Genomic DNA, 13,226 nt, shown 5'->3' with positions numbered 1-13,226 from the left:
GAGCGCCGCGCGTCCGAGCGCCTTCCCCTGCCCGGCCCCACCGGCCGGACCATAAGGGATGTGTCAATATTCGTTCGTATTGTGTATATTTTCCGTCATTACGTCTCATATGAGGGAGGATTTATCGTGCGAGCTTTCCCGCGGGTGCTGTTCGACGAGGCACACAGCGAGTCATGGACCATCCGGCGGGACATGGCCGAGACGATGAATCCGGGACACCCCGACGACAGCAGCTACGCCCGCGCCGCGGAACTTTTGCACGATCTCGGGCACACCGTCGCCGCGCACACGGAGGGCTCGATCACCCCGGCCCTGCTGAGCGCGCAGGACGTCTTCGTGATCGCTCATCCGTCCGCCGAGCGCTGGGAGCGCACCACCGGCCTGGGCAGCCCCGTCCTGCCCGTCGAGGAGCTCGACGCGATCGAGGAGTACGTCGCGGGCGGCGGCGGCCTGGTCGTGCTGGCCGAGTACGAGCAGGAGAAGTACGGCAGCAACCTCACCGAGCTGCTCGCCCGGTTCGGCGTCGGGGTCGAGCACACCCTCGTCCGGGATCCCAGGAGCGCCCACAACGGCGTGGCCTCCTGGGTTCTCGGCATCCCCGCCGACACGGCCGGCGACGGCGACGCGGCCGGCCAGGACCTCCTCGCGGGGGCCCGCCGCGCCTGCTTCTACCGGGCCGGCGTGCTCACCGCCCCCGAACACGCGACGGTGCTGTTCCGGACGTCGTCCACCGCCGACCCCGCCGGCGAACCCCTCGCCGTGGCCGTACGGCACGGCAGGGGCCGCGTCGTGGTGGTCGCCGACTCCGACCTGTTCGGCGACGACTCGATCGGCGACTACGACCACGCCGCGCTCTGGGGCAACCTCGTCACCTGGGTCGCGCGAGTCCCCGCCCCGGCGGCGACCAGGGAGTCGGAGGCCGAGGCCGCCTTCAAGGGGCTCAAGGAGGCCGTGGAGGCGATCAAGCCGCTACAGGCCAAGGACGGCTCCATCGAGGGCGATCGCGACCGGGCGGTGGAGCTGATCTCCGAGATCGTCGACCACGTCGCGCGGCTCGCGCCCCGCTTCCCCCACGACGAGGTCTACCTGACCGCCGTCGTCGCCGACTTCCGCAAGTGGGTCGGGCAGGGCCTCGGCGTGCCCGACTTCCTGGACTCGCTCAACGCCTTCCACCCCGACGCCCAGCGGGTGGACGGCCTGGAGCACCTGGTCGTCTTCCCGATGTACACGCAGAACGGCACCACCTTCCGCTACATCGAGGCCGTCTGGATCCGTACGATCTGGCCCGAGTGGCTGGCCGAGCTGGAGCGCACCCGTTACGACAACCCGCTGTTCGTGCCGATCGCCTTCGAGGACTTCACCTCCGGGTACGACACCAACTCCGCGGTGCTCTTCCCCGAGACCGTCGCCGTCCGCGAGACCCCGCCCCGCTTCACCTGGGGCGGCATCTTCGCGGACCGCGAGGCCGCCCGGTTCCGCGCGGTGAGCAGGGCCGCCGCGGCCACGCTCAAGCTGGCGCTGCCGCCGGACGCGGCCCGGCTGATCGAGTCGCAGGACCTGGCCCAGGACACCTTCGTGCTCTGGGACCTGGTCCACGACCGTACGCACAGCCACGGCGACCTGCCGTTCGACCCGTTCATGATCAAGCAGCGCATGCCGTACTGGCTGTACTCCCTGGAGGAGCTCCGCTGCGACCTGACCGCGTTCGGCGAGGCCGTGAAGCTGGAGGGGGAGGGCGTGCCGCACGCCCGCTACGTCCAGCTCGCGATCCTGTTCGACAGGCTGTTCCGTTTCCCGATCACCGGGGCCCGGGTCCGCAACTACGACGGGCTCGGCGGCCAGCTGCTCTTCTCCTACCTGCACCGCAACGGGGTCGTCAGGTGGACCGACAACCGGCTGAGCGTCGACTGGGACCGGCTCGCCGACGGCGTCGCCGACCTGCGCGGCGAGATCGAGAAGCTCTACCGCGACGGCATCGACCGCGCCAAGCTCGCCCACTGGCTGGCCGCGCACCAGCTCGTCGCGGCCTACGTGGAGCCGCACCCCGCCTCCGTCTGGGCCCGCGGCGTGGACGCGCTGCCGGCCCCGGACCCCCGGGCGACCGAGGCGAGCACCAGCACCAAGGCGGTGGTGGACGCGGTGCTGCCCGACGAGTTCCCCCTGAGCATGTTCTACGAGGCCCTGCGCCGTAAGCTCGGCGATGTCATCGACTCCACGAAGGGCATCCGAGCATGATCATCCTTGTTACCGGCGCGTCCGGACCCGCGGGCCAGGCCGTCGTCCGCCGATTCACGGGCGAGGGGCACACGGTCGTCGGGGTGAGCAGGTCCGCCGGCCCCGGGACGCCCGCGGAGCAGCCGGGAAAGCATGATCACAGGCAGGTCGACCTGCTCGACTTCGACGCGGTGAAGGTCCTCGCGGCGGCCGTCGAGGCCGAGCACGGCCGGGTGGACGGGATCGTGCACCTGGTCGGCGGCTGGCGCGGGTCCAAGACCTTCGCCGAGACCGGTCTGGAAGACTGGGACACCCTTCACGACCTGCTGATCCGTACCCTCCAGCACGTCACGCTGGCCTTCGAGCCGCTGCTCAAAGCCAGCGAGCGCGGCCGGTTCGCCATCGTCTCGGCGAAGGCGGCCGAGCGCCCCACCCAGGGCGGCGCGGCGTACGGCGCGGCCAAGGCGGCCTCCGAGGCCTGGACCCTGGCCTTCGCCGACGCGCTGGAGGGCACGGCCTCCACCGCGAATATCCTGGTCGTCAAGGCGCTGGTGGACGAGGGCATGCGCGCGGCGAGTCCGGAGAAGAAGTTCCCCGGCTTCACCGACGTCGACCGTCTCGCCGAGGCGATCGCCGGCCTCTGGGACACCGACGCCAACGGCACCCGGGTGGATCTCACCCGGGAGTGAACAGGTTGGATCTCACCCGGATGTGAGTACCGGGTCGGACCTCGCACGCGAGTGAGCGCCCGATCGGACCTCGTTCGCGAGTGGGGAGACAGGCACAACGGCGGCCGGCCGTCCACGCACCGCCGGACCGCCTCGCTGAGGGGAAGAAGTGACGGACGCGATTCGCAGGCACGACCCGCTGGTGAAGGGCTTCGCCAGTGACAACTACGCAGGGGTCCACCCGGAGATCCTCCAGGCCCTGGCACTCGCCAACGAGGGGCATCAGATCGCCTACGGCGACGACGTCTACACCGAGGCGCTGCAGGAGACCTTCCGCGCGCACTTCGGGCCGGAGGCCGTGGCCTGGCCGATGTTCAACGGAACCGGCGCCAACGTGGTCGCGCTCCGCGCGATGACCTCCCATTGGGAGGCGGTGGTCTGCGCGGACTCGGCGCACATCCACACCGACGAGGGCGGTGCGCCCGAGCGGTCCGCGGGCCTCAAGCTGCTGCCGGTGGCCACCCCGGACGGCAAGCTCACCCCCGAGCTGATCGACAGGCAGGCGTGGGGGTTCGGCGACGAGCACCGGGCCCAGCCCAAGGTCGTCTCGATCACCCAGACCACCGAGCTGGGCACGCTCTACACGCCCGCCGAGATCAAGGCGGTCTGCGACCACGCCCACGAGCTCGGCATGGTCGTCCACCTCGACGGTTCCCGCGCCACCAACGCCGCCGCCGCCCTGGACGTGCCACTGCGCGCGTTCACGACCGACGTGGGGGTGGACGTGCTGTCCTTCGGCGGCACCAAGGCCGGGCTGATGTTCGGCGAGGCCGTCGTGGTGCTGAACCCCGGCGCCGTCCACGGCCTGCGCTACCTGCGCAAGAGCGCCATGCAACTCGCCTCCAAGATGCGGTTCGTCTCGGTTCAGTTCGAGGCGCTGCTGGCGGGAGACCTGTGGTTGCGCAACGCCCGTAACGCCAACGCCATGGCCCAGCGGCTCGCCGCCGCCGTCAGGGACATCCCCGGCGTGGAGGTTCCGCGCCCGGTGCAGGCCAACGCGGTCTTCGCGATCCTGCCCCGCGATGTGACCGAGCGCCTGCAGAAGCGCTTCCGCTTCTACGTCTGGAACGAGGCCACCGGCGAGGTCCGCTGGATGACCGCGTTCGACACCACCGAGGCCGACGTGGACGCCTTCGCCGCCGCGCTGGCGGAGGAGATGAACGCGTCGGCGTGAGACACGGTCCGGGCCGGTGACGTCCCGCCCGTCGGGCGGGACGTCACCATGCTCCGAGGCCGGGGCAGGTCAGGCCTTGTGGCCGGTTTCGTGCTCGTAGGCGGTGAGCTGCTGTTCGAGGGCCTTCATCAGCTCGAACACCTGGCTCGGAGGGATGCGGATCCGGCTGACGATCCGGGTGGGCACGCTGACGAAGTGCTGGCCGGAAGAGGGGTCGTTGGCCAGCTGGGGTGGTCTGGTGATCACCGCGAAGTCCAGGACGAAGCCATCCTGGGTGTGCCATACGGAGGCGAAGTTGGCGTATTGCCCTGATTCGACCTCGGCGGAGATGCTCACCTCCAGGCGGTTCTCCGGCTCGTCGTTCACCATTTTTTCCTCCGGCCAGGTTGGCTCCATGCTGCCCTGGCCGGAAACCGGCCGCACAGGGACGCGCCGACGCTACTTAAGGATGGAAGGCAGCGGTTGGGCGCCACGCTGCCTCAGCATGTCGGTCATCAGTTTGATCTCACCGGTCTGACTTTGGACGATGTGTCTCGCCGCCGTGGTCACATCGTTACGGTTCGACAATTTCAGCAGGGCCTGGGCCATCTGCACGCCGCCCTCGTGATGGCGGATCATGAGCTGCAGAAAGAGGATCTCCTGATCCTCGCCGGTGGCCTCGCGGAGCTTTTTGAGCTCGTCCATGCTGGCCATGCCGGGCATCGTCGTGGAGGCCACCGCCGTGCCGCCATGGCCGTGACCGGCCATCCACGCCATCGTCGGCCGCTCACTGGCCTGGTTCAGCCCCCACTGTTGAAGCCATCCCATGAAGATTCCGCGCTGGGCGGTCTGCGTGATGATGATGTCGTAGGTCAGCCCCCGGAGTGTCTCGTCCTTACTTCCATCCCTGGCGATGAAGGACATCTCGACGGCTTGGGCATGGTGGACGGCCATGTCGCGAGCGAAACCCGCTTCGGCCGAAGCGTCGGTCGGGTCCGTGCTCCTGCCGACGATCAGCAGTAGGACGGCCGCCACGACCAGACAGCCGAGCAGCAGGCCGAGCAGCACGCGGCGCTTGGGCTTCAGTTGACCTTCGGTAGAATCTTCCATTGCCCACCCAGGGTACCCCTGTCGTGAATCACTGCTGCATGCTGCATTGCGATCCGTTTATTCTCTATATACACCGCCAGGGCATAGTGTGATCCGAAAATTGGGCGTCGACTGGAGGGGCGATGACGAAGGAAAAGACACAGGCGCGGCGAGATCATCTTGACCGCATGCGTGCGGAGCAGAAACGTAAGGAACGCCGGACCGCGTTCCTGATGTGGGGCTCCGGAGGTGCCGTCATCGTGCTGCTCGTCGGACTGGTCGGGTTCTACATCGTCAACGAGCGGTCGGCCAGCTCATTGGATGCGGTGAAGTCCTTCCAATACCTCGGAAGCGAACACACCACCGATCCGGTCACCTACAAGGAGGTCCCGCCGGTCGGGGGACCGCACGCCCCGCCGCCGGATTGGCAGAACTGCGGAATCTACGACCAGCCGGTCGCCAACGAGAAGGCGGTCCACTCGCTGGAGCACGGAACCGTGTGGATCACCTACCGCCCGGATCTGCCCCAGGCTCAGGTCGAGCAGCTTCGCGAACTCGTCCGCAAGCAGCAGGACTACGTTCTCCTCAGTCCCTATCAGGGGATTCCGTCGCCGATTGTCATCAGTTCGTGGAGTAAGCAACTCACGGGCATCACGGATGCGGGAGATCCTCGACTGGCGAGGTTCATCTCCAAGTTCAAGAACGGTCCCGACGCCCCTGAGGTCGGCGCGGCGTGCACCGGCGGAACAGGCGACCCCCTGAGCTGATCTGGAAGACGACAGGAGCGGCGCCGGTGCGGGCGATGTCGGCGCCGCCCTGTTTCGAAGGACCTCACGACCGCGTCCGCAAGGGGCGGACCACCACGCCCACCACGGCGTCGACGGGGACGTAACCGTACTGCCGGGAGTCTCCGCTGCCGTCGGGGTTGTCTCCGAGAAGCACCAGACAGCCGGAGGGCACCACCGGCCCAGGTCCCTCGATGGGGAAGGGCACCCGGTCACCGGGGACCGCCGCGACGCGTTTGATGACCCGCCGGTTGCGCAGGGACTCCTCCAGGCTGACGCCGTCCGGCATGGGCCGTAACCGCTCGGGCAGGTCGACCACGGCCACCTGGCCGGTCCGCAGCCGGCGTCCCGAACGACGTCGCACCAGCACCCGGTCGCCGTGGTGGTAGGTGGGGGCCATGCTGGGACCTCGTACGGCGACCACCAGGTGCCGCCGTCGCAGCCACTCCAGCCACGCCGCGGCCACCGCCGTCGCGGCCAGTGGCAGCCAGATCATCGGGGCGTCGTTTCGGCGTAGCCGCGGGCCTGCAGGGCGAAGAGCCGGGCGTAGACGCCGTTCTCGGTGATCAACTGGTCGTGGTCTCCGTACTCGGCGATCTCCCCGTCGGAAAGAACCGCGATCCGGTCCGCGTCGCGAATCGTGTTCAGGCGGTGGGAGATCAGCAGACTGGTGCGGCTGGCGCGGTGCTCCCGCAGCCGGGTGTGGATCTCGGCCTCGGCCTCGGCGTCCAGGCCGGAGCTGGGTTCGTCGAGGATGAGGAGATCCCGCTCGTCCCGTAGCAGCGCCCGGGCCAGAGCCAGCCGCTGCCCCTGCCCGCCGGAGAGGAGCACCCCGGACTCCGGGTCGTCGACGCCCTCCAGGAACATCCGCGTCAGCATGGTGTCGTAACCCTTCGGCAGTGAGGCCAGCGCCTGGTGAACCCCGGCCTGGCGGGCGGCGGCCTCGATCCGGTCCCGGTCCTGGATGCGGGCCAGGTCACCCAGGCCGATGTTCTCCGCCGCGGACAGCTCGTACTCCACGTAGTCCTGGAACACCGTGCCGATCCGCTCCCGCAGCTCGGCGGGATCGGTCTCCTTCAGATCGACCCCGTCCCAGCGGATCTGACCGCGGGTGGGGTCGTAGAGCCGGCAGAGCAGCTTCACGAGCGTGCTCTTCCCGGTCCCGTTGAGCCCGACCAGCGCGGTGGCCCGGCCGGCGGGGATGGTGAGATTCACCCCGCGGAGCACCCATGGCAGATCCGGACCGTACCGGAACCAGACGTCCCGGAGCTCGATCTTGTCCGTCAGCGCCGGCACCGGGGCGGGTGCCGCCGGAACCGGCAGGTCGGGTTCCACCGTGGTCGCCACGTGGTAGTGGTCCAGCATGAGCAGCGCCTGGTGGGCGCTTCCCAGCTGTCCCACGATTCCGGAGATGGCGCCCTGGACCCCGGCGATCGCGGCCACGAACACCGTCACGTCCCCCACGGTCAACCGCCCGGACCGGGCGGCCTGGATCGCCCAGACCAGTCCGCCTCCGGCGACCACGGCCCCCAGGACACCGAGCAGGATCTGCGTTCCCAGTTCCCGCCGGTCCAGGGAGTGGTTGGCGGCGTTGGCGGACCTCAGCTCGCCCAGCATCCGGTCCCGGAAGAAGGTCCCCAGGCCGAAGAGACGGATCTCCTTGGCCTCCCGCGGGGAGCTGAGCAGGTTCGCGTAGAAATACTGGCGCCGCTCGGCGTGGCCGATCCGCCACATCGCCTGCATCCGGCGCCGGCCCATGAGGATCTCCGCGCGCACGGTCGGGATCGAGGCGACCGCCACGGCCAGCACCAGCCAGGGATTGACCAGCAACAGGGTGACCAGGAAACCGGTCAGGGTCAGCGCACCCCTGCCGATCCCGGTCGCGCTGTTCACCAGGTCACCCGGCGCGACACTGCCGCCCTGCTGCGCCAGCCGGATCCGGTCGTGGAAGCGCGGGTCCTCCAGCGTGGTGAGCCCCCGCAACCGCTGATTCATCGCGGTGTAGAGCCGGTCCACCGCGATCACTCTCACCCGCCGCCCGAGCTCCGCCTCGGCGTACTGGGACAGCCTGGGCAGGATCACCGTGGCGATCCCGACGAGGGCCAGCGTGACGGCCAGCCAGACCAGTGCCGGACCGCCCATACCGTCGACCAGGCCGTCCAGCACCAATCTGCTGAGCCACGCGGTCGCCACCGGCGCCAGTCCGGCGGCGACCGCCAGCACCGCGAGCAGCGCCAGGCTCCACGGTGCCGCCTTCAGCGTCAGCCGGGCGGCCGTGCGGGCGTGGCTCAGAGCCGTCCGAGGGGTGAGCCGGATCGTCGCCGGGGTTTCACTCACGCCACCACCGGCACGGTGACCACGTCCGCGGGTTTGAAGGTGGCCACGGATCCGTCGTCGTTCAGGCGGCACATGGCGGGGTAACCGGAGATCTTGAACGCGGTGGACAGCGGCCCGCCGTCCTTCTCGACCACGACCATGGCGACGTCGCGGAGCCTCGACACCATGTCGGCCGCCTCCGTCTCCGTCTCCGCCACGACCACGGCCAGCGCCTGACGCGGGCCGCCCGGCAGCGCGCCGGCCGCCGCGGCGAACTGCGGCAGCCACTCCTCGCACGAACCGCAGGTGGGGGAGAAGAATCCCACCAGCCCGCCACCGGCGAGGCCCGCTTCGGTGATCGGCTCGGCGTCCACCGTGGTGGCGGCGAAAGCGGCGGGGCGGGTTCCCGGACCGATCATGGGGTCGGGTCTTGACTCGGCCTTTTCCAGAGCGGTGAGGCGGTCGTTGTGGTCCCGCAGCCGGCGGACCACGCCGAGGCTGAGGACCAGGTTCAGGGCGGTCATGGCGACACACAGGAGAGTGGCCGTGACAACGAGCATGTTGGCTACTTCCGTTCTATTTCGACGATACGGAGGGGGGAGCGAACAGGGTGATGAGATCGTCCATTCGGATCACGAGAGCGGCGCCCGCGAGGGAGGCGACGACCAGGACCGCGGCGGGCGCCGGCTGCACCGGCGCGGCCGGCGCCGACAGCGACACCGCCAGCCCGACGGCCGCGATGACGGCCAGCACCAGGTTGCGCACCAGGTGCGCCGGTCCGAGTCGTGTGCCCGCGGCCCCGAAGCAGCGGCACGGGGTGCGTTCACCCCGGCGCAGTGCTCCGGCGATCCCGGCCGCGAACCCGGTCAGCAGCACGGCTGAGAGGGCGAACCCGATGACGGCGGTGGTGGGAACGGCCAGCAGGACCACGGCGGCCAGCTCGGCGGCGAACACCCCCCGGGCGGCCGGCTGCCGCCACCCCGCGAGGCGGGGCGGCAGCAGCCGGCCGGTCGAGGCCGTGAACTCGGCAAACGCCTTACCAGACCATTTGCTGATTACCGCTGCCGCGAAGACGACTGCCACAAGCACCTGGCAAGCCAGTACGACGTATGCCATGTCGGTGGGCCTCAGTGGGTGTTAGTGGCAGGTACTGCAGGAGATGTAACGCGCGCTGTCCGTGCAGTAACAGTCTTTGTGCAGGCCTCCGGCGCAGGCGGGGTAGTACCAGCACGGGCCGGTGTAGGGATAGGCGCCACACGGGCAGCTCGCCGCCGCCGTCGTGTTGGGCACGAACCGGTTCAGTAACCGGTCGCCGAGCGTTTCCAGTTTGCTGAGCATTTCGTTCCCTTTCCTCATTCGGATCGCCGTTTCCGCATGCGAGGGATTCACGTACGGCCGGAATGAACGTCCGGGGCGACGCGTTTCACACGATATGAGAGAAAGCTAATTGAAGCAATGCCTTATGTGATTCGAATTGCGATTCGATTTTGTTCGTTTACCAATCTGTTTTACGGGGAATTCTTTCATGGGTTTTTTCCCCGTAATTCGGGAATGGCTTTCGGCGGCCGGGCGTACGGGGTGGTCGCCGGGCCGGCGGGCCGCCGTGATGATGGCGTGGGTCGATGCGGACTACGGGCCGCGCTACTTCACGGGTGGTATGACCTGGGGTCATCCACTCCGTCGGGCCTTCGCCTATGCCGGTGGTCGGTGGCGGGCCTCCGCGGCCGGCCTGTGTCCCGCGGGACACAGGCCGCCTCGCCGTCCGAGAACGCGGCCGGCCTCACGCGGCGACAATGCCGTGGCCCAGGATGGACCGGTCGCCGATGTGCCGTGTTCTCCGCTCCGTCGATTACGTGCGCGCCGTGCGCCCGACGGTGCCTTGGACGGCCTTCCCCGATCGTGCGTTTGTGGGTGATGAATGGGTCGGATTTCACTGCCGCGGCGACTCGGACCAAGCCACGAAGCGCAAATTTGTGCAGGGGTGAAATTCAAGATGACTATATTTTTTACACATGAAAAGCGGAGAGTCAAGATCTTGAGCGGTGTGAGCTATTTCACGGATTGGATCACTATGTGCCGGGTACGGCCTCAGGTTTCGGTCGTGCCGAGAACCCGCCCCGGGGACACCCACTCCTGCCTGTGGGCCTCGGCCACGGGCAGGTTGGTCAGATGTCCTTCGTGGGTGTTCAGCCCGAGGGCCAGCGTGGGATCGCTCCGCAGGGCGTCCCGCCAGCCCAGGTCGGCGATCGCGAGGGCATAGGGCACGGTCACGTTGGTCAGCGCGTACGTCGAGGTGTGCGGGACCGCGCCCGGCATGTTGGCCACGCAGTAGAACACCGAGTCGTGCACCTGGTAGATCGGGTTGTCATGGGTGGTGGGACGGGAGTCCTCGAAGCAGCCGCCCTGGTCGATGGAGATGTCCACCAGGACCGAACCGGGCTTCATCCGCGCGACCAGCTCGTTGCCGACCAGCCGGGGAGCCTTCGCGCCCGGTACCAGGACGGCGCCGATGACCAGGTCCGCGGCCAGGACCGCGCGCTCGACCTCGTAGGCGTTCGAGGCGACCGTCATGCAGTGACCCTGGTAGATCAGGTCCGCCTGGCGGAGCCTGTCGATGTTCCGGTCCAGCAGCAGCACCTCCGCCTGCATGCCCAGCGCGATGGCCGCGGCGTTCATGCCGGAGACCCCGGCGCCGATCACGACCACGTTGGCCGCGTGCACGCCCGACACCCCGCCCATCAGCACGCCTCGCCCGCCGCCCTGGCGCATCAGGTGGTACGCCCCCACCTGCGGGGCGAGTCGTCCCGCCACCTCCGACATCGGGGCCAGCAGCGGCAGGAATCCGTTCGGGTTCTGCACGGTCTCGTAGGCGATGCCGGTGACGCCGGATTCGAGCATGGCACGGGTGCACGCCTCCGACGCGGCCAGGTGCAGGTAGGTGAACAACACCTGCCCCTTGCGCATCCGGTGGTACTCCTCGGCGACCGGTTCCTTCACCTTCAGGACCAGGTCGCCCTCGGCCCACACGTCGTCCGCGGAGTCGAGGATGATCGCGCCCACGCTGAGGAAGTCGGCGTCGGGGATCGAGGATCCCGCGCCGGCGTTCTTCTCGATGAAGACCTGGTGACCGTGCCTGACGAACTCGTGGGCTCCGGCGGGGGTCAGGGCCACACGGTATTCACGATTCTTGACCTCGCGGGGAACTGAGATCTTCACGGCTCCTCCAGGTTGCGCGACTGCGTCACTTTTCACTCTGCGTTCCCCGGAGAGCAGCCACTATGTGCAAGCTGGAAGGAATCAACCGGGGTTGATGACATATCGTCAACCTCGACCTGTCCTCGGGTTTTCAATGGCGATCTTGACCTTCTGGTTACCCGCCTTCCTGTGCTGATCGGTAGGCTCGCCGCGAGCAAATGCGAGGAATATGAGGATGTGACATGGAGATGCACGAGGGTCCGGGTGGGCCGCCCGTGCCGCAGGGACCTCCGGCCGGGTCTCGCGAGCCTTCTCCGTGGACGCGGGAGACCTTCCCCGAGCCACACGGCCTCCCTCCCGGGGCGCAGGAATCCTCGGATTCGAAGGGATCCTGGTTCGAGTCGGCGCCGGCCCCCTCCCCGGATCCGCAGGTGCCGCCGGCCGGGCCCCACGACCATCCCCTGAGCCCCCAGGGGCCTCCTGCCGGGCCCCGTGATCCTTTTTCGGAGCCGACCGGGTCCTACGGATCCATGCCGCCCGAGTCCTCTCCCGGTTCGCAGGGGTCGCCCGAGCCTCCGCCCGGCCCCCCGGGGCTGCCCGGCGGTCCGCCCGGCTCGCAGGGTGCCGAGAGCTCGCAGGGCGCCGGGAGCTCGCAGGGTGCCGAGAGCTCGCAGGGCGCCGGGAGCCCGCCCGGTCCGCAGGAGCCCGGGAGCCCGCAGGGACCGTCGGGAACCTCACGCGGCAAGCACAGGGCGAGCGCGCCCGAGGCGAGTCCGCCCGGTGGCGTGCCGGGCGCCCCCAGGGCGAGCCGGGCCACCACCGCGATCCTGGTCGCCGCCCTGGTCGTCGTCGTACTGATCACCGGGGTGCTCGGCACCATCGCGGTCCTCATGACCAGGAACCCCGACATGCCGCTCGGGGGCACGCCGCCCAGGCGCCTGTCGATCCCCATCCACTTCGCCCCGGTGACCGGGACGCAGGCCGGGGCCTGCACAACCCCCGACGGCGTTCCCGACGAGCAGGGACAGGCCTGCTACATGATCGCCGCCGGGGTGAACGTGGACGCCGTACGGAAGATCGAGGCCATCAGGGAGAAGAGCGGCGCCTACTCGGTCAGGATCGCGTTCGCGCCCGCGTTCAGCGATCAGATCAACGACCTGACGCAGGAGACGGTCGACCAGCCGATCGCGATCGTCGTGGGGGAGAAGGTGGTGGCGGCTCCCCGGGTCGCCCAAGTGATCACCGATGACAGCCTCAGCATCGCGGGCTCCTTCACCAAGGAGCAGGCGGACGCCATGGTCGTGCGACTGCTCGGTGGAGGGGCCGGCACGACCGGGGCGCCGACGGGCCAGCCCCAGCCGACGGGCCAGCCCCAGCCGACGGCGCCGTCCGTCACGTCCGGGTCCTCGAACCAGCCCGTGACCCCGCCCTCGGCCCCGTCCTCGAACCAGCCCGTGACCCCGCCCTCGACTCCGCCGGCCGCGAACACCTCGCAGCCGGCGGGTCGGTCCGCGACGGTCGCACCGGCCGCGGGGCCCGGTACGACGCGCCGGCCGGATGCCCCGTCCTCGACGGGGGCCGCCGGCTCCGAACTCGACCCCAGGTATCCGAACTGCAAGGCCGCGCTCCTCGACGGCTACGGGCCCTACTACAAGGAGACCCACGAGGAGTACGAGTGGTACGTCGACAAGGACGGGGACGGCGTCGCCTGTGACTCCGGCGACACGACCTAGAACCTCGGCCGCT

13 protein-coding genes are annotated in these 13,226 nt (G+C 69.1%); 5 read left to right on the top strand and 8 right to left on the bottom strand.

The annotated features are described in order from the left end of the window. The first annotated feature begins 126 nt into the window (after positions 1–126). The 3 genes from J2853_RS22305 (at position 127) to J2853_RS22295 (ending at position 4,116) form a co-directional block, all read left to right on the top strand. Positions 127–2,235: a DUF6421 family protein gene (locus tag J2853_RS22305; RefSeq protein WP_307560950.1), complete on the top strand. Its 2,109-nt coding sequence runs from the start codon at positions 127–129 to the stop codon at positions 2,233–2,235. Beyond that, positions 2,232–2,903 (top strand): SDR family NAD(P)-dependent oxidoreductase, encoded by a 672-nt coding sequence (locus J2853_RS22300; protein ID WP_307560947.1) that lies wholly within the window; start codon positions 2,232–2,234, stop codon positions 2,901–2,903. The genes J2853_RS22305 and J2853_RS22300 overlap by 4 nt, the downstream gene beginning before the upstream one ends. Positions 2,904–3,051: 148 nt before the next feature. Continuing rightward, positions 3,052–4,116, top strand: a complete 1,065-nt coding sequence (locus tag J2853_RS22295; RefSeq protein ID WP_307560946.1) for a threonine aldolase family protein — start codon at positions 3,052–3,054, stop codon at positions 4,114–4,116. Positions 4,117–4,185: 69 nt separating this feature from the next. On the opposite strand, the gene J2853_RS22290 is transcribed toward J2853_RS22295, so the two are convergent. After that, a complete protein-coding gene (locus J2853_RS22290) occupies positions 4,186–4,485 on the bottom strand; it encodes a DUF3467 domain-containing protein (protein WP_179281821.1) in 300 nt (99 codons plus the stop codon). A 69-nt stretch (positions 4,486–4,554) separates the two neighbouring features. Next, positions 4,555–5,205, bottom strand: coding sequence for a DUF305 domain-containing protein (locus J2853_RS22285; protein WP_307560942.1), 651 nt, complete (start codon positions 5,203–5,205; stop codon positions 4,555–4,557). A gap of 122 nt (positions 5,206–5,327) precedes the next feature. Between J2853_RS22285 and J2853_RS22280 the strand changes: the two genes are divergently transcribed. Beyond that, entirely contained in the window at positions 5,328–5,951 is a 624-nt protein-coding gene (locus J2853_RS22280) for a thioredoxin-like domain-containing protein (RefSeq protein ID WP_503167741.1), read from the top strand. 64 nt (positions 5,952–6,015) lie between these two features. Here the strand turns inward: J2853_RS22280 and J2853_RS22275 are convergent, their stop codons facing one another. The 6 genes from J2853_RS22275 to ald form a co-directional block, all read right to left on the bottom strand. Further along, complete coding sequence (locus tag J2853_RS22275) at positions 6,016–6,465, bottom strand: S26 family signal peptidase (protein ID WP_307560938.1); 450 nt, start codon at positions 6,463–6,465, stop codon at positions 6,016–6,018. Next, the gene (locus tag J2853_RS22270) at positions 6,462–8,306 is read right to left on the bottom strand and encodes an ABC transporter ATP-binding protein (protein ID WP_307560936.1); all 1,845 of its coding nucleotides are present in this window, start codon (positions 8,304–8,306) and stop codon (positions 6,462–6,464) included. Before J2853_RS22270 ends, J2853_RS22275 begins: the two co-directional genes overlap by 4 nt. Further along, positions 8,303–8,845 carry a hypothetical protein gene (locus J2853_RS22265; RefSeq protein ID WP_307560934.1) on the bottom strand — a complete coding sequence of 181 codons (543 nt, stop codon included), beginning with the start codon at positions 8,843–8,845 and terminating at the stop codon, positions 8,303–8,305. Before J2853_RS22265 ends, J2853_RS22270 begins: the two co-directional genes overlap by 4 nt. A 16-nt stretch (positions 8,846–8,861) precedes the next feature. Continuing rightward, positions 8,862–9,401: a MauE/DoxX family redox-associated membrane protein gene (locus J2853_RS22260; RefSeq protein WP_307560932.1), complete on the bottom strand. Its 540-nt coding sequence runs from the start codon at positions 9,399–9,401 to the stop codon at positions 8,862–8,864. Between the two features lie 21 nt (positions 9,402–9,422). Further along, complete coding sequence (locus tag J2853_RS22255; protein ID WP_307560931.1) at positions 9,423–9,623, bottom strand: hypothetical protein; 201 nt, start codon at positions 9,621–9,623, stop codon at positions 9,423–9,425. Between the two features lie 750 nt (positions 9,624–10,373). Then, positions 10,374–11,501, bottom strand: a complete 1,128-nt coding sequence (ald, locus tag J2853_RS22250; RefSeq protein WP_307560929.1) for an alanine dehydrogenase — start codon at positions 11,499–11,501, stop codon at positions 10,374–10,376. 509 nt (positions 11,502–12,010) lie between these two features. Between ald and J2853_RS22245 the strand changes: the two genes are divergently transcribed. Beyond that, the gene (locus J2853_RS22245) at positions 12,011–13,213 is read left to right on the top strand and encodes a SecDF P1 head subdomain-containing protein (protein ID WP_307560927.1); all 1,203 of its coding nucleotides are present in this window, start codon (positions 12,011–12,013) and stop codon (positions 13,211–13,213) included. Positions 13,214–13,226 lie beyond the last annotated feature (13 nt).

The organism is Streptosporangium lutulentum (assembly GCF_030811455.1).
In the GTDB taxonomy this organism is placed as follows: Bacteria; Actinomycetota; Actinomycetes; order Streptosporangiales; family Streptosporangiaceae; genus Streptosporangium; species Streptosporangium lutulentum.
Note: the sequence above shows the minus strand (reverse complement) of the source record. Positions and strands in the feature narration are given on the sequence as shown.

Coding starts and splice junctions, on each gene's coding strand:
- J2853_RS22265 (WP_307560934.1), bottom strand. CDS start 8,845: ATGCTCGTTGTCACGGCCACTCTCCTGTGTGTCGCCATGACCGCCCTG.
- J2853_RS22290 (WP_179281821.1), bottom strand. CDS start 4,485: ATGGTGAACGACGAGCCGGAGAACCGCCTGGAGGTGAGCATCTCCGCC.
- J2853_RS22285 (WP_307560942.1), bottom strand. CDS start 5,205: ATGGAAGATTCTACCGAAGGTCAACTGAAGCCCAAGCGCCGCGTGCTG.
- J2853_RS22275 (WP_307560938.1), bottom strand. CDS start 6,465: ATGATCTGGCTGCCACTGGCCGCGACGGCGGTGGCCGCGGCGTGGCTG.
- J2853_RS22280 (WP_503167741.1), top strand. CDS start 5,328: ATGACGAAGGAAAAGACACAGGCGCGGCGAGATCATCTTGACCGCATG.
- J2853_RS22255 (WP_307560931.1), bottom strand. CDS start 9,623: ATGCTCAGCAAACTGGAAACGCTCGGCGACCGGTTACTGAACCGGTTC.
- J2853_RS22300 (WP_307560947.1), top strand. CDS start 2,232: ATGATCATCCTTGTTACCGGCGCGTCCGGACCCGCGGGCCAGGCCGTC.
- J2853_RS22260 (WP_307560932.1), bottom strand. CDS start 9,401: ATGGCATACGTCGTACTGGCTTGCCAGGTGCTTGTGGCAGTCGTCTTC.
- J2853_RS22245 (WP_307560927.1), top strand. CDS start 12,011: ATGCCGCCCGAGTCCTCTCCCGGTTCGCAGGGGTCGCCCGAGCCTCCG.